Origin of the sequence: Halobellus ruber (assembly GCF_014212355.1) — an archaeon.
Classification (GTDB): Archaea; Halobacteriota; Halobacteria; order Halobacteriales; family Haloferacaceae; genus Haloquadratum; species Haloquadratum rubrum.
Map to the genome: position 1 here is coordinate 528,596 of NZ_JACKXD010000001.1, position 24,662 is coordinate 553,257.

The following is a 24,662-nucleotide window of genomic DNA, read 5'->3' on the forward strand; positions in this document are numbered from 1 at the left end:
CTCGGTTCTCTCCCGCCGTCACCCATATACCCCCGCGCTGTCTACCCCCGCTCGGAAGGGTGGCTCAGTGGTAGAGCGATTCGGCAGCAACCGTCGGACGGTTGGGCCGATCTACGGCTTCGCGTGGTTCGATTCCCGCCCCTTCCACTCCCCGCGGTGTGGCTTCGATTCCCCGCTCGTCACGATCCCGTCCGGCGATTCTGACGCCCAAGCCCGCCGGCGGATCACGTCACGAGTCGAAAACGCGGCGGGAATCCGAGCCGAAACCCCGGTAGATGATGACACGCACCCGGAAATACGGGGGTCAACGGGCGTGTGCGTCGGATTCGGCGTTTCCGCCGATTTCGACAATCGTCGTGGGAGGGTTTTATTATCGTCGAATCCGACGGGGTGAACAACAACAATGCAGCGTACGATGCACTCCCGAACGACATCCGCGCTAAACGCGTCGTCGATCCCGTCGGAACTCGAATCCCCGCGGGCGAAACTGGTCTATCTGTTCCTCTCGACACACGGGGAAGCCACCGTCTCCGAACTCCAATCCTCTCTCAATATGAAGAAAATCTCGTTGTACAGTATTCTTTCGACGTTGTGTGAACGCGGCCTGATCGACCAGGACGCCGAATCCTACTCGCTCTGCTGAGGCACCACCCGCGCTGTCTTTCCGCCTACAGCGACGCGTTCGGCCCTACAGCCGAAACACGCGGTCTCTCGATCCTACACGTCGTCGCCGGTTCGGAACAGCGTCAGCTCCTCGGCCTCGTAAATGTTGATCAGTTCGTTCACGATCTCGTCGTACTCCTCGTCGTCCTGCCGGAGCGCGTCCAGCCGTTCGAGTGTCTCGTCGTCGAGGTGTACCTGGGGCATATACGGGTCTACGCCGCGGTCGGGTGTAAACATTCGGTCCGGGTTCACGATGCTGTTCAGACAACATCAATTCGAGCGAAGATACCCCGAAAGCCCTCGGCGGGAACCGCCGGCTTTTCGAGGGACCTGCAGTTCCTCGCTTCCCGGGACTCGCTGTCGTTCGAAGGATGCTTGCCGTCTTTCGTGGCAACGAGAGAGCTTCGCTCTCTCGAAGGACGCTCCTCACTGCTGCGGTGCTTGCGCCGCCGGGAGAGCAAACCTCTCCCGAGCTCACGGCGGTTTCGCCGGCGTGAACGTCCGGGTTCGTCGAGACGCCGGCCCGCTTCAGTCCCACCCGCGGTGGCTGGTGACGCAGCCGCCGTCGGGCGAGACTGAAAGGGCGACTCGCCGGAGCCTGGGCTTTCGAGGTAGTCCCAGCTTCGGTTGCCCAGTAGAGTACGCCCGGGTCCACCCCGTCGCCTGACCGGACGATACCAACCCACAGCGTACTCCCTGCCGGTCAGACGCCGACGATAGCCACCGATGCAGCGACCGCGCCGAGCGCCCACCCCAACCCGACCCAGGTCAGAACCGCAAAGGCCCGCCGCGCGCCGGCCTGCGTCCACTGCGAGTCGCCGTCGCGGTACGCCTGGTACCGCTCGATCGAGTTCCCGAGTCCGATCGCGCCCGACCACGCGGTCACGCCGAACCCGAGCACCAAGGCGCCGAGCGCGAATGCGGTGTCGGTCGCCTCCCGTGGCGACCCGACCGCGAGCAGTCCGGTCGACGCCGCGAGGGCGACGCCGGTGCCGATCCCCACCCAGCGGGCGGCGCTGCGCGCGATCGCCGGGTAGTCGACGTCGTCAGTCAACGGTCTCCCGCATCCGCGGGTCGAGCGCGTCGCGCATCCCGTCGCCGAGCAGGTTGAACCCCAGAACGGTCAGCGCAAGCGCCAGGCCGGGGAAGAAGGACCACCACCACGCCCCCGAGAACAGACCGAACTCGACGCCGTTCGACAGCATCATCCCCCACGTCGGCTCCCCGGGGCTGGCTCCGAACCCGAGGAACGACAGCGCCGCGATGTCGATGATCGCGAGCCCGTAGTTCAGCGTCGACTGGACGGTGATCGGCGCGAGGCAGTTCGGTAGGACGTGCCGGAGCAACAGCCGCGGGTCGGTCGCCCCGAGCGCCCGCGTCGCGTCGGTGTACTCGTCTTCGAGCACTTTCAACGCGGCCCCGCGGACGACGCGGGCGAAGCGCGGGGTGTACACCAGCGTCAGCGCGCCGACCGCCCGCCACAACCCGAACTCCTCGGGGAAGATGGTGACGAGCGCCAGCGCCAGGAGGAGCGACGGGAACGACAGCAGCACGTCCATCGTCCGCATAATGACGTTGTCCGTGAGGTCGCCGTAGTAGGCCGCGACGATCCCGAGTCCGACGCCGAGTGCGGTCGAGGCTGCGACCGTCACGGTGCCGTAGAGGATCGCGTACCACGCGCCGTACAGTACCCGCGGGAGGATGTCGCGCGCCTGGCCGTCGGTGCCGAACGGATACTGTGCGCTCGGCGGCGCCTCCGCGGGGTTGACACCGAACCGCGTCGCGAGCAGCGTTTCGAGGTCGTAGGTCAACCGCGCGTAGATCGCGAGGACGACCACGAGCGCGATGATGCCGAGTCCGGTTACCGCGAGCCGGTTCGAGAGCAGTTGCGAGAGAAAAGGGCTGGCTCGGAGCCGCTCGACGACGCTACGGTCGACCGCCGGGGTTTGTGTTTCGGTACTCATTGTTCGATCCGTGGATCGAGGACGGAGTAGGTCACGTCGACGCCGAGGTTCACGAGCGTGTACAACACTGCAAAGACCAGCACCGTCGCCTGGACGACCGGGTAGTCGCTCCGGCTGATCGCGTCCACGAGCAGGGTGCCGATCCCGTTGATCTCGAAGACCGTCTCGGTGAGGACCGCGCCGCCGAGCAGCGAGCCGAACTGGATCCCGACCACGGTGATAACGGGGATGAACGCGTTCCGCAGGCCGTGCTTCATGATCGTGATCTTCGCGCCTTGGCCCTTCGCCCGCGCAGTCCGCATATAGTCCTGGCGGATCACCTCGACCATCGAGGAGCGCATCATCCGGGAGATCAGCGCCATCTGGTAGATCCCCAGTACCACCACCGGCAGCGCCAGGTGGACGGCCGCCGACCGGAACGCCGCGACGTTGCCCGCAAGCAGCGTGTCGATCAGGATGAACCCGGTCCGCGACTCGACGAAGTACGCCGACCCGATCCGGCCGCTCGTAGGCAGGAGTCCGAGGAACTGCGCGAAAAGCAGGATCAAAAGCGGGCCGCTCCAGTAGATCGGGACGCTGATCCCGCTGAGCGCGCCGACCCGAGTGAGGTGGTCCGTCCAGGTGTCCTGCTTGACGGCGCTGAGGATCCCCAGCGGAAGCCCGAACAGGAGCCCGGCGGCCTGTCCCAACAGCGCGAGCTCGATCGTGATCGGCAGCCGGTTCGCGAGGATCTGGCTCACCGGCGTCCCGCGCTGGATCTGGTAGGACTGCCCGAAGTCGAACGCAGCGACGTCGCCGAGGAACCGGACGTACTGCTGCCACAGCGGGTCGTCGAGCCCGAGATCGCTTCTGACTTCGTTGATAAACTCCTGGCTGGCCCGCTCGCCGGCGATGGTGACTGCCGGATCCCCCGGGGAGAGATGGAGGATCGCGAACACCACCGTTGCGACCCCGAACAGCACGGGAAACAGGAGCAGCAGGCGCTTGAGCAGGAACTGCTTTGAGACCATCAGGGGAGTGTGGATGCGTGGGTGATTAAACGCTACTCGTCGGACCTCACTCGAGTTCGACCCGTTCGAGGTACGGGCCGCCGATCGCGGCAACTACGTAGTTGCTCACGGCGTTTCTGACACCGCGGACCTCGTCGGCGTAGTCGATGAACACCCACGGGGCCTCGTCGTGTGCGATCCGGGAGGCCTGGTTGTACAGGTCGGCACGCTCGCTCTGCTCGCTCGTCCGCTGGGCCTCCTCGACGATCTCCATATACTCGCTGTTGGCCCACGCGGCGTTGTTGGACGTGTTGAATCCCTCGGTGTCCCAGTCGACCCAGTCTTGGTCTTCGGGGGCGTCGACCTGCGGGTGCAGCAGGACGTAACAGAAGTTGTCGGGGTCAGCGTTGTCTGTGTACCACCCCGCGAGCGTCGCGTCGTGGTTCCCCTGGCTGGTGTAGGTGAGATAGTCCGAGAACTGCCGGTCGTCGATGCTGACCTCGATCCCGACCTCCCGGAGGTTCGAACGGATGGTCTGGGCGGTCGGCAGCGGTGCGGGGTTGTAGCCCCGGGGGTTCTGGAACGTCGTCAGCGTGAAGGAGAACCCGTCGCCGTAGCCCGCCTCCTCAAGCAACGTCTGTGCCTGCTCGGGGTCGTGCTCGTAGGGGCTGATGTCCTCGTTGTGCCCGAACAGCGCCGGCGGGATGGGCTGGTCGGCCTGGGTGGCGATCCCCGAGTAGATGTTCTCGACGATGGTCTGGGTGTCGACCGCGAGGCTGATCGCTCGCCGGACGCGGCGGTCCCGGAACGCCTCGACCCGCGAGAGGTTGAACGCCATATACCCGATGTTGATCCCAGTGGCCGTCCGGGTCTCCGCCGTGTCGGACCCCTCGATGATCTGCATACTGTCGGGGTCGAGTCCGTCGATGATGTCGAGTTCCTCCTCGACGAGCGCCTGCGCCCGAGTGGAGTTCTGCCCGCGGGTGAGGAACAGCACCTCGTCGACGTTTGCGCCCTCGCCCCAGTAGTCGTCGAAGGCGGAGAGTTGGATGCGGTTGTTCGCGTCGTCGAGCGTCTCCAACTGGAAGGGGCCGGTCCCGACCATCTCCTGGTCGAGGTCGGTGTCGCTCTCGATTGCGTCCTGGGAGATGACGACCGCCGCGAACATCGCGAGGTTCCGGAGGAACGGCGCGTACTGCTGGGTCAGCGTGATCGACAGCCCGTAGTCGCCGTCCGCCTCGACGGTGTCGATCCAGTTGCCCAGCGTGAACGGACCGTACACCGAGGAGTCCTCGAAGTGGTACTCGTAGTCGTCGTCGACGAATCGGCGGTAGGTGGCGATGAAGTCCTCGGCGGTGAACTCCGTCCCGTCGTGGAAGGTCACGCCCTCCCGGAGCGTGATGGAGACGGACTGACCGTCGACCGACCAATCGGTCGCAAGCGATTCCGTGAGCGCGGCTTCGCCGGGTTCGAACGCGATCAGCCCCTCGTAGGCCTGGTTTGTGACCTTCGCGACCTCGCCGCTCGTGGTGTTCTGGGGGTCGAGGGTGCTGGAGTGGGCACCGCGGCCGTACCGGAGGCTCGCAGTGTCGCCACCGCCGCCGCCGGTCTCGGTTTCGGTGTCGCTGCCGCCGCCGTCGTCGTCGGTCTCGGTTTCGGTGTCGCCGCCGCCACCGCAGCCTGCGAGGGAGGTTATCGATGCGGTCGCAACGGTCGCGCCGCCGGCAGTTTTGAGGAAGCTACGCCTGGAGGTTTGTTCCGCATCGCTGGACATATCCGGCGGATGTAAAGCTATGCATTTAATATTGTTGGATTAGTCCCGAAATTTAGGAGTCGTGGGCGTGTAGGTGACACGACACCGGGTGGTCGTCGTGGTCGGGTAGTGAGGGATGTTCGCGCTCGCAGACGCTCTCGAACGTCTCGCGCAACACCTCGCGGGCGTCCGCCCATCGATCCTGTTTAATACGATCGAACGAACGGGCGACGGCGTCCCGTGCCTCCCCGGTCAGCGGCCCGTCGAAGAAATGCTCGAACAGCGCGGCGTGCTCGCCTCCGCCGTCGGCGACGGCGCTCGGCGCGGCGTCGACCGTGGCGTCGGCCTTCGCCTCGATGGCGGCCGGATCCACGTCGCCGGCCTCGACGCGCTGCCGGTAGAACATCACCTCGCGGTACCGCTCCTGGTCGATGTCGAGATCATCCGGCGGGATCACCGACGGACACCGGGTTCGGAACCGGCACCCCGATGGGGGGTTGATCGGCGAGGGCACGTCGCCCTCCAGGATCGTCCGATCGCCGGTCTCGGCGAGCGGATCGGGTTCGGGGATCGCCGAGAGCAACGCCTTCGTGTAGGGGTGTTTGGGGTCATCGAACAGCGTCTCCGTCTCGGCGACCTCCGCGATCTCCCCTAAGTACATCACCGCCACCCGGTCGGAGATGTGCCGCACCACGCTCAGATCGTGGGCGATGAACAGGTACGTCAGCCCGAACTCCTCTTGGAGGTCCTCCAGAAGGTTGATGATCTGCGCCTGGACCGAGACGTCGAGCGCCGACACCGGTTCGTCGGCGACGATGAAGTCGGGGTCGACCGCCAGCGCGCGGGCGATCCCGACCCGCTGGCGCTGGCCACCCGAGAGTTCGTGGGGGTAGCGGTCGTACTGTGCGCGTTCGAGTCCGACGGCCTCCATCAGCTCGAACACCCGTTGCCGGCGGTTACCCTCGGCGAGACCGTGGATCTTCAGCGGCTCCATAATCGTCTGGCCGGCGGTCATCCGCGGATCGAGGCTCGACATCGGGTCCTGGAACACCATCTGCATATCCTTCCGGCGCTCTCTGAGATCCGACTTCGAGAGACCGCCGAGGTCCTCGCCCGCAAAGAGGACCCGACCGTCGGTCGGCGGGTCCAGATGGAGAATGGCCCGGCCCGCGGTCGACTTCCCACAGCCGGACTCGCCGACCAGCCCGAGGGTCTCGCCCTCGTGGACGTCGAGGTCGATCCCGTCGACCGCCCTCACGCTCGGCTTTCCGCCGCCGACCACCCTGTCTAAGACGCCGTCGTCCTGTTCGTAGTACTTCCGCATCCCCTCGACTTCGACGAGCGGGTCGCCGACCGCAGTCTCGGTCGCAGCGGCGACACCCTCAGTACCGTAGGCGGCCTTGTCGAACGACTCGTGGATGCACTTCGAGCGGTGGTCGACGTCCTCGGGGCCGTGCTGGAGGTCGGGGATCTCTCCCTCCCGGCAGGCGGGTTCGGCCCACGGGCACCGTGGCGCGAAATGACACCCCTCGGGCATATCGATCAGGTCGGGGACGTTGCCTTCGATCGGGGTCAACCGTTCTTTTTCCTCGGTTGGGATCGATTCCAGCAGGGTGTACGTGTACGGATGGGAGGGGTTGTGGAAGATCTCCTCGACGGGCCCCTCCTCGACGATCTCGCCGGCATACATCACCGCCACCCGGTCGCAGGTCTCGGCGACGACGCCGAGGTCGTGGGTGATCATCAGCACCGACATCCCCAGGTCCGACTGGAGGTCGTCGATCAGGTCCAGGATCTGCGCCTGGATGGTGACGTCGAGGGCGGTGGTGGGCTCGTCGGCGATGAGCAGGCTGGGCTGACACGCAAGGGCGATCGCGATCAACACCCGCTGGCGCATCCCCCCGGAGAACTCGTGGGGGTAGTCGTCCAGGCGGGCCTGTGCCTCCGGGATGCCGACCTCCCGGAGCATCTCGACGACTTCCGCCATCACCTCCTCGTCGCCGCTCCGCCCCCCGATCTTCGGGAGGATCTCGCGGATCCCGTTGAGCCACGAATCCGTCTTTTGTCCGCCGTAGCGGTGGAGCCGTAGCGACTCCGCGATCTGCTCGCCGATCGTCACCGCGGGGTTCAGCGAGGTCATCGGGTCCTGGAAGATCATCCCCATCTCGCCGCCGCGGATCCGCCGGACGGCCTCCTCCGGCGCGGCAGTCACGTCGATCACGCCCGTCTCGATCGTCACCGACTCGGGATCGCCACCGTCAGCGAGCCGGGCTCGGGCGTCGTCGTCGACGTAGACGAACCCGTCTGTGGCGTCGTCGACGGCCGTCGCGAGCGACGCGCCGACCGACTCGGGGTCCGTGCGGGCGTCGAGGTCGTCGGCGGCGGCGTTGAGCGTCGCCGCCAGCCCCGCGGGATCCGCGCGGCCGTCGAGGTCGTCCGCGATGCCGCGGAGGTCGCGGGCGGCGTCCCGGACACCCACCCCGGCGCGGAGGTCGTCGGCGATGGTGTGTACCGCGTCGATCAACTCGAAGGGGTACCGGATCAGGGCGTCTTCGAACTCCCCGAGGAGCCGGCCGGCCAGGGCGGCGCCGCGAAACGTGACGCGGCCGTCGACGATCTTGCCGGGATCGTCGATCAGGTCCATCGCGGAGAGGGCGGTGACGCTCTTGCCGGAGCCGGACTCGCCGACGAGGCCGACTGTCTCGCCCTCCCGGATGTCGATATCAATCCCGTCGACGGCCTTGACGGCCCCACGCTCGGTCCTGAACTGCGTCCGGAGGTTCGAGAGTGAGAGAAGGTCGGTCACTACTGAGCGCTGGTGTCTTCCGGCAAAAGTAACTTGTGGATGACTGGACCACGACACCGGCCTCGGACGCCGGCGCAGCCGGTCGTCCCGCCGCCGGGCGCGTAACCCCGACACTGTCGGTTGCGTCGACACGAACGGACCGGTAGCCGCCTCAAAAATAAGATATTTTATATTTATTCGAACGTCCCGGTTGGACACGGCGATACGAAAAATAAAACACCAAAATATTCCGGATGGTCTCTCAAGTACACTCGTTTTCCGGCCCCCCGGAGACACCGTTAATTACGTGTAATCCAACGGATAGTCGTGTCTCACACGGGAACGAGTACCGTCGAAGCGAACAAGGATCGGAGGTTGATCGCACTCGCCGCGGTGGCGATCCACCTCTCGATCGGATCGATATACGCCTACAGCATCTACCAGATCCCGCTCCGGGAGACGCAGGGGTGGGCGACATCGCAGGTCACGCTCGCGTTCTCGATTGCGGTGTTCGTCCTCGGGATCACCGCCGCGTTCCTCGGCAGATACGTCGAGTCCTACGGGCCGCGGCTGGCAGGGTTGGCAGCGGCCGTCCTCTACGGTGCCGGGATGCTCGGCGCGGGCCTGAGCGTCCAGTTCGGAAGCCTCCCGCTTTTCGTCCTGACGTTCGGCGTCGTCGGCGGGATGGGGATCGGGCTGGGCTACATCTCGCCGATCGGAACGCTTCTCGAGTGGTTCCCGGACCGACGCGGGATGGCCACAGGGTTGGCCGTAATGGGATTCGGCGCCGGCGCGTTGCTGACCGGCCCGCTGGGGAGCTACCTCATCCGGGAGTTCGGCGTCGCGACCGCGTTCTACGGGCTCGGCGGGCTCTACTTCGTCCTGATGACGCTGGGGGCGAGCTACCTCACAAAGCCGGCCGACGGCTGGCTCCCGGAGGGTATGGACGACGAGGACGGCGCCCACGAGAAGGCCAAGAGCGCGTTACCGGGCATCGAGGACCTCACCGCCGCGGAAGCCCGGACGTCGCTTCGGTTCTGGATGGTGTGGCTGATCATCTTCATCAACGTCTCCGCGGGCATTATGCTGCTCGCGTTCGCGTCGCCGATGCTCCAGCAGATCGGCGGCGCGACCGCCACCACGGCCGCGTTCATCACCGGGTACATCGGCATTTTCAACGGCGGCGGTCGGATCCTCTGGTCGTCGCTGTCGGACTACGTCGGCCGCACAACCACCTACGGGGCGTTTATGCTCATCCAGATCGTGGCGTTTCTGCTGATGCCGCAACTCGCCGGCGTGTGGGTCCTCGCGGGCACGATGTTCCTCGTGATCACCTGCTACGGCGGTGGGTTCGCCTGCCTGCCGGCGTACCTCAGCGACCTCTTCGGCACGAAGGAGGTCAGCGCGATCCACGGGTACGCCCTCACCGCGTGGGGCGTCGCCGGTGTGGCGGGGCCACAGCTCGCCTCGTTCATCCTCGAAACGACCGGGGGGTACACGAGCGCCCTGTACATAATGAACGCGGCGCTCGTCGTTGGGCTCGCGACGGTCGTGGCGCTCCGGTGGCGGTTGGGAACCCTCCAGGAGGGCGGCACCGCCGACCAGGCCGGCGCCGCGACGACCGACTGATACTGTCGGCTATCGTCCCGTGACGGATTCCGACACCCCGGGGTGTGGAACATCTTCACGTAGTTATAGCCAATGACGCCGCCAGAGCGGTTTTCCAACGCGTGGTCCTCGTCCGGGACTAAGCGAGCGACGCCGCGGACCGGGCGTCCCACCCGTCGAGAGGAACGTTTTTCCATCGCCGCGCTCCCGACACGGGTATGAACGATCGCCCCCCTTCGGAGACCCCGACGAACGTCCGGGCGCAGGCGGGATGGACCGACGTCATCGAGGACATGGAGTCGACCGCAGCCACGTACCGGGAGCGTGGGTGGCGGACGCTGGAGCTCCACCCGGGGGATTCGGTGTTCGTCGACTCCGAGCGGCGGACGGGCATCGACGTGCTCCTCCCCGGCCCGGAGTTTTCGGAACTCGAATCGATCGTCGCCGACCACACGTTCGGAGACGTGGAGGTGTTCCGCGCCGAGCGCGGCGGCGTCGTCTACCTGCTGGCCGCCGAGCGGGACACCGACGCCGAGGCGGTCGCGTTCGTCCCCGCCTACTACCACCGGGCGTCCTCGACCGATGCGATCGAAGCCGTCCGCGAGGCCGAAGAACTCCGGCTGTTCTGCCGTCGATTGAACGACGACACCGTCGAACTCGTCCACGACGACCCCGAGCCGTTCCTCCCCGAAGCGCCGTAACCCCTCGACGGTCGGGACCGAGATAATTACAACACGATTTTCAAACAATATTTGGTCTCGGGCCCCTGAGGGACGGAAAATTGATACCCTCTCGGGGAGCACCGTGCACTATGCGAGACATCGACGACTCACCCATCGTCCGGAACGGAAACTCCCTCATCCTGGCGTACGACCACGGAACGGAACACGGCCCCGTCGACTTCGAGCCGATGCCGAAGAGCGCCGACCCGACGCACGTCTTCGAGGTCGGCCGCCACGACGCGGTCACGGCAATCGCGCTGCAGAAGGGCAACGCCGAGTACTACCGGACCTGGGAGGCCGACAACGACGTCGACGACGGGGCGCCGCTTCTGGTGAAGGTGAACGGCAACTCCAACCTCCCGAAGCGCGACGACTACTACTCGCCGAAACAGTGTTCCGTGGCGTACGCCGTCGAGGAGCTCGACGCCGACGCGATCGGGTACACGATGTATGCGGGCTCCCTCCACGAGGACCGGATGTGGACGGAGTTCCGCGAGGTCCAGGAGGCGGCCCGGAGCTACGACGTTCCCGTGGTGATGTGGAGCTACCCGCGCGGCAAGGGGATCGAGGAGAACGACGACTACAGCGGCCAGGCGGACCCGGCGGTCGTCGCGTACGGCGGTCGGCTGGGGCTCGAGCTCGGCGCCGACGTGGTCAAATGCAAGTACCCCGGCTCCCGGGCGGGTTGGCAGCAGCTCGAGGACGCGGTCGGCGGGCTGAAGACGGTGATGAGCGGCGGGTCGAAGCGCAGCGACGAGGCCTTCCTCGAGGACGTTCACTCGACGATCGCGGCCGGCGGCAACGGGCTCGCGGTCGGGCGGAACATCTTCCAGCGCGAGGACCCCGAGCCGCTCTTGAACGAACTCGAAACCGTGATCTTCGAGGGTCGGACGCCCCGGGAGATCCGAAGCTAACCGCCGCCGGCGCCCGCGCGTCTCCCCCCGCTCCCGCGCTCCGATCCGGCGACGGAGAAACGTGCAAGTTTTGTGGGAGAAATCCGCTCGGGACGGAACCCGGATCCGTGAACCGCCCGGATGAACGGTTGGTGCGCCGGAATTTCATCCGTACGCACAACCGCGGGCGTGCGCCGCTGAGAGGCTCCCGCAATACTTGCGCGAAGGGGGTTTCACCGATCAAGCTTGTCGGGTTCAGGGCCTATATTGGGGAATCGGCCGTACGACTGTCCGATGTCAGATCTGGACATTTCCCACGAGTACTTCACGTGGAAGCTCGTACAGGACGTCGCCGAGGAGAAAGGCTACTTCGAGGAGGAAGGCGTCGAGGCCGACCTCTCGTATTTCGCACCGGGCACACAGGACTTCGAGGGCGAGAACGCCTTCGACGCCGACTGGTGGGAGGATATGGACGAGGACGGCGGCACCCACGGCGTCTGTGAGTGGAACGCGGTCCAGGAGGTCTCCGAGACCGACCGCGACATCGTCGGTTCCTACAGCGAGTGGGACCGCGTGGTCTTTGTCCGCGCCGCCGACGACGCCGACACCATCGACGACCTGCGAGGTCGGCCGATGGGGATCAACAAGTACGCCACCTCCTTCTACTCGATGCGGGAGATGCTGGAGAACGAGGGGTTCGAGGCGGACGATATCGTCCTCGAACACGTCGGCGAGGCCGAGGAGCGCTTCGAGGCGGTCAAGAACGGCGAGGTCGACTCCATCGCCGTCCTCGAACCGTTCGTCACGCTGGGCCGCTACGACGAGGAGCTGAAGGAAGTGTTCGACGGCCCGTGCCGCGCGGCCATCACGACCCGCGAACAGCCCGAGCCGGAGAAGCTCGAAGGGTTCCTCGCGGCGCTGAACCGCGCGGTCGCCGACATCAACGACGACCTCGAGGGGTACACCGACCGCTACGTCGAGCTACTCGAAGCGGAGGCGGCCGACAAGCCCGCGTTCGACGACGTGAACTTCGAGCGGCTCCGCGAGGAGTTCGAGCTCCGGGAGTTCCTGCCCGTCCGCGCCCCCGACGAGAAGCGGATCGACGCGACCACCGACTGGATGCGCGAGAAGGGGTTCGTCCCCGACGACGCCGACATCGGGACCGCTGAGGAACTCGACAACGACGAGGTTCTCCCCGAGGAGGAGTCCGAGGCCGACGACGAGGAAGCCGAGGCGACGGCGGACTGATCGATGTCCCTCGAGTCCCGAACGGCGCCCGACGACGGAACTGACCGGGCCGACACCGACGAGGCGACTCCCTCCGGGTCCCGCTCCGACGGTGACGGGATCGGCCGTCGTGCGACCGGCGCCGCGCCGATCGATGCCAGCGATCTCACGAAGCGGTACGACGAGACGCTCGTCTTCGAGGGGCTCGACCTGCACGTCGAGCCGGGGGAGGTCCTCTGTCTGCTCGGCCCCTCGGGGTGCGGCAAGACGACGCTTCTGCACCTGCTTGCGGGACTTGAGGAGCCCACCGGCGGCGACGTCGAGATCGACGGCCAGCCGGTGACCGGTCCCGACTACCGGTGGGGCGTGGTCTTCCAGGACCCGCTCCTGTACCCGTGGCTCTCGGTCCGTGAGAACGTCGCGGTCGGCCCGCGGCTCCGCGGCGAGGACCCCGACCCCGACCGGATCGACGACCTGCTCGATCTGGTCGGGCTCGACGGCTTCGAGGACGCGGCCACGTCGGACCTCTCCGGCGGGATGGCACAGCGGGCGTCGCTCGCGCGGACGCTCGCGAACGACCCCGAGGTGCTGTTGCTCGACGAGCCGTTCTCGGCGCTCGACCAACTCACGAAGATGGAGCTACAGGACGAACTCCGCCGGATCGTCGACGACCTCGGCGTCACCACCGTGTTCGTCACCCACGACATCGACGAGGCGGTGTACCTCGGCGACCGGGTGGCGATCATGGGGACGATCCCGGACGGCATCGAACACGTCGAGTCGATCGACAGCGACACCCGGTCGCGGGACGACGAGTCGTTCCTCGAAGACCGGGCGGCGACCTTCGAGCGGCTCGAACAGGTGGGGTTACAATGACGCCCGGTCGCGACGCACACGACACCGGCCGCGACCCGGCTGACGGCACTGACGGGCGGTCGGGAGGGCACGATCACGGCGCGAGCGGCAACAGCGTCGCTCCCGACGTGGCCGAGACGGCACGCGAACTTGTCGGCGGCGCCGGCTGGCGGGATCCCTCCGAGGCCGCCCGCACGCGCGGGCTCTCCCGACGGGAGTTCATGAAGGAGTCCGGGCTGGCGTCGCTGGCGGCGGCCGGTATCGGCGCGACGGCGGGCTGTCTCGGCGGGGGCGGCGGGAGCGGTCCGCCGACCGCCGAGATCGGCTACATCCCGATCACTGACGCGTCGCCGCTGCTTGCGGGCTACGCCAACGACCACTTCGCCGACCACGACGTCGACGTCGCCGAGCCGACGCTGTTCCGCGGGTGGGCGGACCTCGCGGAGGCGTTCCTCGCCGGCGAGGTCAACGTCGCCCACTTCCTGATGCCGATGACGGTGTGGATGCGCTACGGCGACCAACTGAGCGGCGACGTCAACGTCGTCGCCTGGGACCACACCGACGGGTCGGCGCTGACGGTCCGCCAGGAGATCGACGAGTGGGCGGACCTCGGCGGCACCACCGTTGCAGTCCCGTTCTGGTATTCGATCCACAACGTCATCCTCCAACTGGGGCTCCGCGAGAAGGGGCTCACCCCCCGGACGGACTCCTCGGCGGGTGCGGTCGCCGACGACGAGGTCAACCTCGTCGTGATGCCGCCGCCGGATATGCCCGCGGCACTGGCGAACGGCTCCATCACGGGCTACATCGTTGCGGAGCCGTTCAACGCGATCGGCGAACTCGAAGCCGGCGGGAAGATCCTCCGGTTCACCGGCGACATCTGGCGGCGACACGCCTGCTGTGTCGTCGTGATGAAAGAGGAGTTGGTCGAGTCACAACCGGAGTGGACGACCGACGTGATGCGGGGCCTGGTCGACGCCCAACAGTACATCCGCGAGAACCGCTCTGAGGCGGCGCGGCTCCTCTCGGACGCCGAGAGCGGGTTGTTGCCGCAGGGGCCGGAGCCGATCGACCGCGCGCTCACCCACTACGCCAACCACGACCCGTACCTGGAGTCGGGTGCGATCCAACACGAGGAGTGGGACGTCGAACGGATCGGCTTCTACCCGTACCCGTACCAGTCGTACACGGAGGAGTTGGTCCGCCGGATGCGGGAGACGCGTGTCGAGGGCGAGGACGCCTTCCTCGAGGACCTCGATCCCTCGACCGTCGCCGACGACCTGGTGGCGTACGACCCCGTTCGAACAGCCCTAAAAGACGCCGGCGGGCCGCCGGCGTTCGACGTTTCGGAGGACAATGGCTACGAGAGACAAGAGACGATACGGTTCTGAGCTGATCGAGGAACGCGGCCGCCTGCTGCCGGCAGTCGGACTCGTCGGCGGCCTCGCCGTCTGGTGGGCAGTGACGGCGCTCGGCAGCGGCATCATCACCAACTTCGCGCCGGCGGACGCCTTCGCCGTCCTCGCGGAGCTGCTGGTCTCGCCGGGGTTCTACGACCACGTGTTCGTCAGCATCTACCGGTTCGGGCTCGCACTCGGGCTGTGTCTGGCCGCCGGGCTCCCAATCGGCGTCCTCGTGGGCTACTTCCGAGCGGCCGACCGCGCGACGACGGTCCTGTTTCAGTTCATGCGGATGATCTCGCCGCTTGCGTGGTTCCCGATCGCCATCATCGTCTTCGGCGTCGGGACGCAATCCGCGGTGTTCGTGATGTTTATGGCCGGGATCTGGCCGATCGTCCTGAACACCGCCCACGGGATCGCGACCATCGACGACGACTGGCTCACGGTCGGTGAGTCGCTCGGCGGCGACACCCGCGCCCTGCTCCGCCGGGTCGTCGTCCCCGCGGTGATCCCGGATATGCTCACGGGGATCCGGCTGTCGATCGGGATCCTCTGGATCATCCTGGTGCCCGCGGAGATGCTGGGGGTGAACACCGGCCTGGGCTATCTGATCCTCGACGCCCGCGACCGGTTCGCCTACGCCGAGATCCCGGCGATTATGCTCGTGATCGGCTTCATCGGTTTCTGGCTCGACCTCTCGGTCCGCCGGCTTCACGCCCGGTGGAACTGGGGGTAACTCGGGGATCAGGGCCTGCTTTCGCGGATCGCTTCCTCGACGTCTTCGCGCGTCGCTGCCGAGAGCGCCCGCTCGGCGAGGTCCCGGGCTTCCGTGTCCCGCACCTCGGTCACGGCCCGTTTCACCCGCGGCACCGCCGCCGGCGCCGCGCTCAGTTCCCGGATCCCGAGTCCGACGAGCAACGCCGTCAACCCGGGATCACCCGCCATCTCACCACAGACGCCGACCCACGCGTCGCTCCCCTCGGCCGCCGCGACGGTCCCGTGGATCGCCCGCAGCACCGCGGGCTGACGCGGGTCGGCAAGCGCCGCGACCCGGTGGTTCCCCCGTTCGGCGGCCATCACGTACTGCGCGAGGTCGTTGGTGCCGAGGCTGAGGAAGTCGACGTGGGCGACGAGTTCCTCGGCCAGCAACGCCGCCGCCGGGGTCTCGATCATCGCGCCGAACGCCGGGATCGCGTACGCCTCGCCCGCGGCGTCGAGATCCGCCGCAACCGACGCCATCGCCTCGCGGGCCTCGATCACCTCCTCGACGGTCGCGACAAGCGGCAGCATCACCGAGAGCTGCCCGCCCGAATCGGCCGCGGCCGCGCGCAGAAGGGCACGGAGTTGCGTCTCGAAGTGGTCGGCGTCGACCCCCAGCGACCGCCGGATTCCGCGCTCGCCGAGGAAGGGGTTCGCTTCCGCCGGCGTACGGAGGTAGTCGACGGGCTTGTCGCCGCCGACGTCGAGGGTCCGCACCACCACCCGGCCGTCGGGGAACGCCGCAAGCGCCTCGCGGTAGGCCTCGTACTGTGTGTCCTCGTCTGGCGGTTCGGCCCGGTCGAGAAACAGGAACTCCGTGCGGAACAGCCCGATCCCGTCGGCGCCGGCGTCGACCGCGGCGTCGAGGTCGGCTGCCGCGCCGACGTTCGCCGCCACCTCGATGGGCGTCCCGTCGGCGGTCGTGACGCTTTCGGTCCGGATCTCGACCGCCTCGTCGCCCCCGGCGGCCTCGCGAGTCGCCGCGTCGGGATCGACGACGACCTCGCCGCGGCGGCCGTCGACGACGATATCGGCCCCCTCGTCGACGTCGCGGAGTTCCTCGCCCACGCCGACGACCGCGGGCAGCCCGAGCGACCGCGCGAAGATCGCGGCGTGGGCGGTCCGGCCGCCCGCGACGGTCGCGAAGCCGGCGACGCGGTCGGGGTCCAGGCGGGCCGTGTCGCTCGGGGTGAGCCGCTCGGCGAGCAGGACGCCGCCCGCAGGGGGGTCCGCCGGCCCCTCGCGATCCTCGCCGATCAGCTCCCGCAGCAGCCGATCGCGCACGTCGCGGAGGTCGTCGGCCCGTTCGGCCGTCCGTCGGTCCATCCCCTCGAAGCGGTCGATGAACGCCCCGAGGGTCCGATCGACCGCGTGCTCGGCCGGGAGTCCGTCCCTTACCTCCTCCTCGACGCCCTCGGCCAGTTGCGGATCTTCGAGAAACCTGACGTGGGCGTCGAAGACGGCCGCTTCGGCGTCTTCCAGCCGCTCGGTGGCCCGCTCGCGTTCGGCGCGGACTGCCTCGCGAGCCGCCTCGCGGGCCGTCTCGAAGCGCTCGATCTCGGCATCGGGGTCGACGGCGTCGGCGGGCGGCGGGTCGCCGAGCGTCGGCGCCGACGCGTACCAGACCGCCGTTCCGGCGCCCGCAGTCCGGGTGGCGCCGACGCCGGAGAGCCGCCGCGTCATCGCTACAGGTCGGCTTCCGGGGTCGTGAGGATCCGCTCCAACTCATCGAGCGTCGCCTCGGCGCCCTCGCCCTCCGCGACGACCCGGACCTCGTCGCCGCGCTCGACGCCGAGCCCCGTCACCGCGAGCATACTCGCCGCGTTCACCGGGTCGCCGCCGACGTGACCCACCTGGACGTCCGCGTCGCTCTCGGCGGCCGTTTCGACGAACGTCGCCCCCGGCCGGGCGTGCAGCCCGTCCTCGGGAACGACGGTCGCGGTTCGTTCGGGCATCAGCGCGGCACCTCCCGGGAAGCCGTCGGATCGATCCCGTCGGCCGACCGGACCACCCCGTCGACGTGTCCATTCATCGCTAGCGGGAGGAGGGACCCGAAGGCCCCTAAGTGTTCCTCGGGGCTCCGACGCGGGCGACGGGGTCGCTCACGCCAGCCGGTCGATGACCGCGTCGGTGACGGCGTCGGTGCGGGCGTCGCCGCCGAGATCGGGCGTTCGGGGGCCCGACGAAAGCACCGACTCGACCGCGTCGCGGACGGCGTCGGCCGCCGCCCCGTACCCGAGGTGATCGAGCAGCATCGCCGCCGAGAGGATCGCCGCCGACGGGTTGGCGACGCCCTCGCCGGCGATGTCGGGGGCGGTGCCGTGGACCGGCTCGAACAGCGCGTTGTCCGGGCCGATGTTCGCCGAGGGCAGCAGTCCCAGGCCCCCGACCAGCCCCGCAGCCAGATCCGACAGCACGTCGCCCGCGAGGTTGGGACAGACCACCACGTCGAACTGGGTGGGATCCAGACAGACCCGGGTTGCGAAGGCGTCCATCAGCACCTCCTCGGTGTCGACGCCGTTCGCGTCGGCGACGTCGACGACGGCGTCCCGGAACCGGCCGTCGGTCTCCCGCATCACGTTCGCCTTGTGGACGACCTGGAACCCATCGCTCCCGCGGTCGGCGACGAACTCGCAGGCGAACGCCGCAAGCCGCTCGGCGGCGGAGGTGGTCACAACCCGGGTGAGCGTCGAGAGGTCCTCGGAGAGGCGGTCCTCGTGGCCGGCGTACACGCCCTCGGTGTTCTCCCGGAGGAAGACCAGATCCGTCTCCGGCTGAACCGCCTCGACGCCGGGGTAGGCCCGCGCGGGGCGGACGTTGACGAACGACCCGACGGCGGTCCGGAGCGGGAGGATCACGTCCGCGGCGGTCTCGCCGGCGGCGCCGAACAGCGTCGCGTCGGCGTCGGCGACGGCGTCGTAGGTCGCCTGCGGCAGCGCCTCCCCCGTCTCCGCCTTCACCGCGTCGCCGGCGTCGGCCGCGACGAACTCGAAGTCGCCGACGGCGTCGAGCACCTCGACCGCCGCGGGGACGACCTCCCTGCCGATGCCGTCGCCCTCGATGACGACGATCTCCTCGTGATTATTACTCCCGGTTTTCACCACCGTGTGCCACCCCCGTTGACGGCGCTCGGCGGTGAGAGACGGGAGTACTCAGTATCACGCATCAGTGTAGGGTAAGGCGGCGGCCTTCTCGGCGACCGCGTCGGCGTTGGACTTCATCAGCGCGGTGGTGTCCCAGACGCCTTCCGTGAGTGCCCGTCGCTGTGCGTCGTCGACCGTCGCCTCGATGGTGGTGTCGCCGTAGGTGACGGTCTCGTTTCCGACGTCGACGTGGATCTCCCCGTCGGGGTTGTCGTCGATCCACGTCTGGAGGTCGACGATCGCCTCGTGGTCGGCCGTGACCGTCGGGATCCCCAGCGCGAGGCAGTTGCCCGCGAAGATCTCCGCGAAGGACTCGCCCACGATGGCGTCGATCCCCCACCGCATCAGCGCCTGGGGGGCGTGCTCCCGCGAGGAGCCGCAGCCGAAATTGGCGTTGACCGCCATCACGGAGGCGTCCTGGAACGCCGGCTCGTTGAACGGGTGGTCCTTCCGGGCGTCCTCGTCGTCGAACCGGAGGTCGAAGAAGGCGAACTCCCCGAGGCCGTCGAAGGTGACGACCTTCATAAACCGCGCGGGGATGATCTGGTCGGTGTCGATGTCGTTGCCCCGGATCGGGACGCCCGTCCCGGTTACCGAGTCGATCTCGGGGATCTCGTCGGTCACGCCACCACCTCCGGAGCGACGCTCCGGCGTACTCGCATTCGCTGTCGGGGACAGCTCATACGACACTCACCTCCTTCAGTTCGCGGACGTCAGTCACTTCGCCTTCGACCGCCGCGGCGGCGACCATCCGGGGGTTCATGAGGACGGTCCGGCCGTCCTTCGAGCCCTGGCGCCCGATGAAGTTGCGGTTCGAGGAGGAGGCACACGCCTCGTCGCCCCGCAGTTGGTCCTCGTTCATCCCGAGACACATCGAACAGCCCGCGTTGCGCCACTCGAAGCCGGCGGTCTCGAAGATCCCGTCGAGGCCCTCGGCCTCGGCGGCGGCCTTCACGCGCTGGCTGCCGGGGACGACCATCGCGCGGACGTCGTCGTGGACCTCCCGACCCTCGACGACCGCGGCCGCCCGGCGGAGGTCCGGGAGCCGGGCGTTCGTACACGACCCCAGGAACGCGACGTCGATCTCGTAGCCCGCCATCGTGTCGCCGGGGGTGACGCGCATGTGCTCCTGGGCGCGTCGGGCGGTGTCCCGTTTGTCCGCCGGCAGGGATTCGGGTTCGGGGATCGGCTCGGTGATGCCGATGCCCTGGCCGGGGGTGGTGCCCCACGTGACGACGGGCTCCAGTTCGGAACCGTCGATGGTGACGACGTCGTCGTACTCGGCGTCCTCGTCCGAGCGGATCGACTCCCAGTAGGGCTTGAGCTCCGCGAAGCGCTCGGGGTTCTCCCGGAAGTAGTCGGTCTCCTCCAGCCACTCGTAGGTGGTCTCGTCGGGGTTGACGTAGCCCGCGCGGGCGCCGCCCTCGATGGACATGTTGCAGATGCTCATCCGCCCCTCCATATCGAGGTTCTCGATGGCCTCGCCGGCGTACTCGTAGACGTAGCCGACGCCGCCCTCGGTGCCCAGCCGGCGGATCACTTCGAGGATGACGTCCTTGGCCTCGACGCCGGGGCCGAGTTCGCCCGTGACCTCGATCTTCCGAACAGCCTTCTTCTCCATCGCGACGGTCCCCGTCGCGAGCACGTCGCGGATCTGACTCGTCCCGATCCCGAAGGCCAAGGCGCCGAAGGCGCCGTGCGTCGAGGTGTGGGAGTCGCCGCAGACGATCGTCTTCCCGGGCTGGGTCAGCCCCTGCTCGGGGCCGATGACGTGGACGATCCCCTGGTCGCCGGTCGTGGGATCCGAAAACTCGATGCCCGCCTCCCGGACGTTCTCCTCGAGTTCCGCCATCATCTCCTCGGCGGCGTCGTCGCGGTAGGGCCGCGACTGGTCGGCGGTCGGCACGATGTGGTCCACCGTCGCGTGGGTGAGTTCGGGGTAGGCGACCTCCAGGTCCCGTTCCTGTAGCATCCCGAACGCCTGCGGGCTCGTCACCTCGTGGATGAGATGCAGGCCGACGAACAGCTGCGTCTGTCCCGTCGGGAGCTCCGAGACCGTGTGTTCCTCCCATACCTTGTCGTACAGCGTTCCCTCGCTCATCTTCGATCACCGCGTGTTGTCGGTCCGTGTGTCACTCTCATCGCCTCCGTCAGTCGTCCGCCGCCGCCTCCGCGGCCTCCTCCCTCTCGTCGCCCCACGCGAACAGGTCGCGCAGGGGCTCGCCCACCTCCTCGATGTGGTGGGTCTCCTCGGCGTGTTTCAGCTGCGTGTAGGAGGGGCGGCCGGCCTGGTTCTCGGCGATCCACTCGCGGGCGAACGTGCCGTCCTGAACCTCCTCCAGCAGTTCCTCCATCTCCGCGCGCACGTGATCGTCGATGAGGCGGTCCCCGCGGGAGAGCCCGCCGTATTCGGCGGTGTCGGAGACGGAGTTCCACATCTCCGAGAGCCCGCCCTCGTACATCAGATCCACGATCAGCTTCAGCTCGTTCAGACACTCGAAGTACGCCATCTCCGGGGAGTAGCCGGCGTCGACCAGCGTCTCGTAGCCCGCCTTCACCAAGGCGGTCGCGCCGCCGCACAGCACCGCCTGCTCCCCGAAGAGGTCGGTCTCGGTCTCCTCGCGGAACGTGGTTTCGATGACGCCCGCCCGGGTGCAGCCGATCCCGTGGGCGTACGCCAGCGCCTCGTCGAACGCCTCGCCCGTCTCGTTCTGGTAGATCGCCACGAGGCCGGGGGTGCCCTGGTTGGCCTCGTAGTTCCGCCGGACGAGGTGCCCGGGCGACTTCGGCGCCACCATCGTCACGTCGACGTCCTCGGGCGGCCGGATCTGGTTGTAGTGGATGTTGAACCCGTGGGCGAACTGGAGGGTGTCGCCGGGTTCCAGCCCGTCGCGGATGTTCTCGAAGACGCCGGGCTGGACCGAGTCCGGGACCAGGATCGAGACGATGTCCGCCTCGGCGGCCGCCGCCGCGGGCGTCTCGACACGGAGGCCGTCGCCCCGCGCGGCCTCGCGGGAGGAGGATCCCTCCCGGAGGCCGACGATCACGTCGACCCCGCTGTCCGAGAGGTTCTGCGAGTGGGCGTGACCCTGGCTGCCGTAGCCGATCACGGCTACGGTCTTGTCGTCGATGTGCGAGCGGTCCGCGTCGTCGTCGTAGTATACCGTCGTGTTCAGATCTGTCATTGTGTTCGTCACTGTGTGTTGGTCGGTCGCGTCGGCTCGTCCGCGGTGCCGGGCTTCTCGCCGGGGGCAGTCGGTTGGTTGCCGCGCGCAAGCGCCGCGTAGCCCGTCCGCGCGATCTCGATGATGCCGAACTGCCGGAACGCGTCGATCGCGTCGTCGATCTCCTGTTCGTCGCCGGTGAGCTGTACCGTGATCGTCTCGGCACCGGCGTCGAGCGTCTGGCCGTCGTACATCTCGGTGATCGCGTGCACCTTGTCGGGTTCGGTGCCCTCGACTTTCAGGAGGACGAGTTCGGTCCGGACCGCGTCCTCGTCGAGTTCACCCACGGTGATGACGGGCTTGAGCTTTCCGAGTTGCTTTCTGATCTGGTCGATGTCGGGTTCGGTCTCCTCGACCACCATCGTGATCCGGGAGTGGCCGTCGACGGTGGTCGGCCCGACCGTGAGGCTCTCGATGTTGAACTGCCGCCGGGAGATCAGCCCCGCGATCCGGGAGAGCACGCCGGGTTCGTCCTCCACTAGGGCGGAGAACACCGCCCGGCGCGGCTCGTGTGTCGCCTCGACTTCGGGATCGATCCGGATCCCCTGGGAGTTCCGCCGCCCCTCCGGGTGGGGCCGCTCGTCGGGTTCCGGCCCCGCCAGCCCGTGTTTCGGTGGGGTCTCGCGTCCGCCGCGGTCGGCCCCGTCGTCACCCGAACTCATAGTTGCTCCTCCGTCAGCGCGAACTTGCCGTTGGCGCCACCCGAGGGAACCATCGGGTAGACGTTCTCCGCGGGATCGATGTGGAAGTCGATCACCGACGGGCCGTCGTACGCCAGCGCTGCCTCGACGGTGTCGGCGACCTCGTCGTAGTCGTCGACGCGCCACCCGCGGGCGCCGAACGCCTCCGCGAGCTTGTCGAACTCCGGACACCAGTTGTATTCGGCGGCCATCCGCCGGCCCTCGAAGAAGGCGTCCTGCCACTGCCGGACCATCCCGATGTACTCGTTGTTGAGCACCGCGACGGTGATGTCGAGTTCCTCGCGCACCGCGACCGACAGCGACTGGATGGTCATCAGGAACGACCCGTCGCCGTCGATGCAGACGACCTCCCGGTCGTCGTCGGCGGCGATCCGGGCGCCGATCGCGCCGGGGAGGCCGTAGCCCATCGTCCCGAGGCCGTGGCTCGACACCCACGTGCGCGGCTCGGTGAACGTCCAGTACTGCGAGGCCCACATCTGGTGTTGGCCCACGCCCGTGGTGACGATGGTGTCGTCGGCGGTGGCCTCGTCGAGCACCTCCACGACGAACTGCGGTTTCAGCGGCTCGTCGTCGGGGGTGGCGTAGTCCATCGGGTACTCCTGTTTCCACTCCTGGCACTGCCGGCGCCACTCGTCGGCGTCGGGCGCGGCGTCGACGGCGTCGTCCAGCTGGCCGAGGACGGTCCCCGCGTCGCCGATCAGCGGGTAGTCCGCGTGGACGTTCTTCGAGATCTCCGCGGGGTCGATGTCGACGTGGATGACCTCCGCCTCCGGCGCGAAGGTGTCGACGCCGCCGGTCAGCCGGTCGTCGAACCGCGTGCCGACCCCGATCAGCAGGTCGGTGTGGGTGATCGCCATGTTCGCGTAGCCGGTGCCGTGCATCCCCGCCCACGACAGACACAGCTCGTCGTCCTCGGGGAACGACCCGATCCCCGGCATCGTGGTGACGACCGGGATCTCGTGTTCGCGGGCGAACGACCGGGCCGCCTCGGTGGCGTCGGCCTTGATCACGCCGCCGCCGAACAAAAGCAGCGGCCGCTCGGCGGCCTCGATGGCGTCGGCGGCGGCCGCGACGTTCTCCTCGTCGGCGACGTACTGCGGCCGGGTCGTCTCCGGGGGCTCCGCCGGGCCGGGCTCGGTGTCGGTGTCGCCGAGGGTGACGTCCTTCGGGAGGTCGACGAGCGTCGGCCCCGGCCGCCCCTCGTCGGCCAGCGCCAGCGCCTCGCCGACGGTGTCGCCCACGCTGTCGGGGTTGTCGGCGAAGTAGTTGTGCTTCGTGAGCGGCGCGGTCACGCCGATGGTGTCGGTCTCCTGGAACGCGTCGGAGCCGACCATATCCGCCGGCACCTGGCCGGTGAGCGCCAACATCCCGTCGGAGTCCATGTTCGCGTCGGCGATGCCCGTCACCAGGTTGGTCGCGCCGGGGCCGGAGGTCGCGAGGCAGATCCCCGGCTCGTTGTTGACCACGCCGAAGGCGTCGGCGGCGTGGGCCGCGCCCTGCTCGTGGGCCATCGTGACGTGGCGGATGTCGGAGTGATACAGCGCGTCGTAGACGGGCATGATCGCCCCGCCCTGGACGCCGAAGGCGGCCTCGACGCCGGCGTTCTCCAGCGCGTGAACCACCGACTCCGCGCCGGTGGTCGCGGGCCTGAAGTCGGCTGCCCGTTCCGCGTCGGCCCCGGTTTCGGGGTCGGCGTCTGCTGGTTCCTCGTCCGGTGTCGGTGCCTGTTTACTCATCGTCGCTCGCCCCCGGATACCGGTGTGTGGTCTGCGGTCGGTGCATCGGTGTCGGTCGTGTGGATCTGGCGTGGTGGGTCATACTGTGTGGTGAAGTCGGGCTCGGTCGGACGTCGGTCGACGGATCGCTGCGGCGAGAAACGGATGTATTGGGGGCTAACGGGCCCCTACTACGGCGCGGATCGGGTCCGCGCACCGCGACCGCGACGGCGACGCGGCTCGGCCCGCTCGACGGGCGGC

The 24,662-nt window shown here is 68.1% G+C and carries 22 protein-coding genes and 1 tRNA gene; 9 read left to right on the forward strand and 14 right to left on the reverse strand.

The features are described from left to right. Positions 1 to 53: 53 nt before the first annotated feature. Both H5V44_RS02760 and H5V44_RS02765 read left to right on the forward strand, forming a co-directional pair. A tRNA-Pro gene (locus H5V44_RS02760) sits at positions 54 to 147 on the forward strand. 256 nt (positions 148 to 403) lie between these two features. Further along, the gene (locus H5V44_RS02765; protein ID WP_185191595.1) at positions 404 to 643 is read left to right on the forward strand and encodes a helix-turn-helix domain-containing protein; all 240 of its coding nucleotides are present in this window, start codon (positions 404 to 406) and stop codon (positions 641 to 643) included. 74 nt (positions 644 to 717) lie between these two features. Here H5V44_RS02765 and H5V44_RS02770 read toward each other — a convergent pair whose 3' ends face one another. The 6 genes from H5V44_RS02770 to H5V44_RS02795 all read right to left on the reverse strand — a co-directional run bounded on the left by H5V44_RS02770 (position 718) and on the right by H5V44_RS02795 (position 8,175). Next, positions 718 to 867 (reverse strand): DUF7557 family protein, encoded by a 150-nt coding sequence (locus H5V44_RS02770; protein WP_185191596.1) that lies wholly within the window; start codon positions 865 to 867, stop codon positions 718 to 720. Positions 868 to 1,366: 499 nt separating this feature from the next. Continuing rightward, entirely contained in the window at positions 1,367 to 1,717 is a 351-nt protein-coding gene (locus H5V44_RS02775) for a DUF7268 family protein (protein WP_221625526.1), read from the reverse strand. Further along, complete coding sequence (locus H5V44_RS02780) at positions 1,710 to 2,627, reverse strand: ABC transporter permease (RefSeq protein ID WP_185191597.1); 918 nt, start codon at positions 2,625 to 2,627, stop codon at positions 1,710 to 1,712. Before H5V44_RS02780 ends, H5V44_RS02775 begins: the two co-directional genes overlap by 8 nt. Continuing rightward, positions 2,624 to 3,637, reverse strand: coding sequence for an ABC transporter permease (locus H5V44_RS02785; RefSeq protein WP_185191598.1), 1,014 nt, complete (start codon positions 3,635 to 3,637; stop codon positions 2,624 to 2,626). Before H5V44_RS02785 ends, H5V44_RS02780 begins: the two co-directional genes overlap by 4 nt. Before the next feature lie 46 nt (positions 3,638 to 3,683). After that, a complete protein-coding gene (locus H5V44_RS02790) occupies positions 3,684 to 5,390 on the reverse strand; it encodes an ABC transporter substrate-binding protein (RefSeq protein WP_185191599.1) in 1,707 nt (568 codons plus the stop codon). A 52-nt stretch (positions 5,391 to 5,442) separates the two neighbouring features. Continuing rightward, positions 5,443 to 8,175, reverse strand: coding sequence for a dipeptide ABC transporter ATP-binding protein (locus H5V44_RS02795; protein WP_185191600.1), 2,733 nt, complete (start codon positions 8,173 to 8,175; stop codon positions 5,443 to 5,445). Positions 8,176 to 8,481: 306 nt separating this feature from the next. On the opposite strand from H5V44_RS02795, the gene H5V44_RS02800 reads away from it, so the two are divergent. The 7 genes from H5V44_RS02800 (at position 8,482) to H5V44_RS02830 (ending at position 15,595) form a co-directional block, all read left to right on the forward strand. Next, positions 8,482 to 9,783 (forward strand): L-lactate MFS transporter, encoded by a 1,302-nt coding sequence (locus H5V44_RS02800; protein WP_343067672.1) that lies wholly within the window; start codon positions 8,482 to 8,484, stop codon positions 9,781 to 9,783. A 197-nt stretch (positions 9,784 to 9,980) separates the two neighbouring features. Further along, a complete protein-coding gene (locus tag H5V44_RS02805; protein WP_185191601.1) occupies positions 9,981 to 10,463 on the forward strand; it encodes a DUF7529 family protein in 483 nt (160 codons plus the stop codon). 110 nt (positions 10,464 to 10,573) lie between these two features. After that, positions 10,574 to 11,398 (forward strand): class I fructose-bisphosphate aldolase, encoded by an 825-nt coding sequence (locus H5V44_RS02810; RefSeq protein WP_185191602.1) that lies wholly within the window; start codon positions 10,574 to 10,576, stop codon positions 11,396 to 11,398. Positions 11,399 to 11,671: 273 nt separating this feature from the next. After that, positions 11,672 to 12,625, forward strand: a complete 954-nt coding sequence (locus H5V44_RS02815; RefSeq protein WP_185191603.1) for an ABC transporter substrate-binding protein — start codon at positions 11,672 to 11,674, stop codon at positions 12,623 to 12,625. A 3-nt stretch (positions 12,626 to 12,628) separates the two neighbouring features. Beyond that, on the forward strand, positions 12,629 to 13,480 hold the full coding sequence (locus H5V44_RS02820; protein ID WP_185191604.1) for an ABC transporter ATP-binding protein: 852 nt from the start codon (positions 12,629 to 12,631) through the stop codon (positions 13,478 to 13,480). Then, positions 13,477 to 14,850: an ABC transporter substrate-binding protein gene (locus H5V44_RS02825; protein ID WP_221625527.1), complete on the forward strand. Its 1,374-nt coding sequence runs from the start codon at positions 13,477 to 13,479 to the stop codon at positions 14,848 to 14,850. The genes H5V44_RS02820 and H5V44_RS02825 overlap by 4 nt, the downstream gene beginning before the upstream one ends. Further along, positions 14,816 to 15,595: an ABC transporter permease gene (locus H5V44_RS02830; RefSeq protein WP_185191605.1), complete on the forward strand. Its 780-nt coding sequence runs from the start codon at positions 14,816 to 14,818 to the stop codon at positions 15,593 to 15,595. The genes H5V44_RS02825 and H5V44_RS02830 overlap by 35 nt, the downstream gene beginning before the upstream one ends. Positions 15,596 to 15,603: 8 nt before the next feature. On the opposite strand, the gene ptsP is transcribed toward H5V44_RS02830, so the two are convergent. The 8 genes from ptsP to ilvB form a co-directional block, all read right to left on the reverse strand. After that, positions 15,604 to 17,301 carry a phosphoenolpyruvate--protein phosphotransferase gene (ptsP, locus tag H5V44_RS02835; protein ID WP_185191606.1) on the reverse strand — a complete coding sequence of 566 codons (1,698 nt, stop codon included), beginning with the start codon at positions 17,299 to 17,301 and terminating at the stop codon, positions 15,604 to 15,606. A gap of 2 nt (positions 17,302 to 17,303) precedes the next feature. Continuing rightward, a complete protein-coding gene (locus tag H5V44_RS02840; protein WP_185191607.1) occupies positions 17,304 to 17,573 on the reverse strand; it encodes an HPr family phosphocarrier protein in 270 nt (89 codons plus the stop codon). A 147-nt stretch (positions 17,574 to 17,720) separates the two neighbouring features. After that, positions 17,721 to 18,719, reverse strand: a complete 999-nt coding sequence (gene leuB / locus H5V44_RS02845; RefSeq protein WP_185192015.1) for a 3-isopropylmalate dehydrogenase — start codon at positions 18,717 to 18,719, stop codon at positions 17,721 to 17,723. 57 nt (positions 18,720 to 18,776) lie between these two features. Beyond that, the gene (leuD, locus tag H5V44_RS02850) at positions 18,777 to 19,385 is read right to left on the reverse strand and encodes a 3-isopropylmalate dehydratase small subunit (RefSeq protein ID WP_185191608.1); all 609 of its coding nucleotides are present in this window, start codon (positions 19,383 to 19,385) and stop codon (positions 18,777 to 18,779) included. A gap of 55 nt (positions 19,386 to 19,440) precedes the next feature. Continuing rightward, positions 19,441 to 20,862, reverse strand: coding sequence for a 3-isopropylmalate dehydratase large subunit (gene leuC, locus H5V44_RS02855; RefSeq protein WP_185191609.1), 1,422 nt, complete (start codon positions 20,860 to 20,862; stop codon positions 19,441 to 19,443). 49 nt (positions 20,863 to 20,911) lie between these two features. Beyond that, the gene (gene ilvC / locus H5V44_RS02860; RefSeq protein ID WP_185191610.1) at positions 20,912 to 21,946 is read right to left on the reverse strand and encodes a ketol-acid reductoisomerase; all 1,035 of its coding nucleotides are present in this window, start codon (positions 21,944 to 21,946) and stop codon (positions 20,912 to 20,914) included. Positions 21,947 to 21,954: 8 nt separating this feature from the next. Further along, complete coding sequence (ilvN, locus tag H5V44_RS02865; protein ID WP_185191611.1) at positions 21,955 to 22,647, reverse strand: acetolactate synthase small subunit; 693 nt, start codon at positions 22,645 to 22,647, stop codon at positions 21,955 to 21,957. Then, positions 22,644 to 24,422, reverse strand: coding sequence for a biosynthetic-type acetolactate synthase large subunit (gene ilvB / locus H5V44_RS02870; protein WP_185191612.1), 1,779 nt, complete (start codon positions 24,420 to 24,422; stop codon positions 22,644 to 22,646). The genes ilvN and ilvB overlap by 4 nt, the downstream gene beginning before the upstream one ends. Positions 24,423 to 24,662 lie beyond the last annotated feature (240 nt).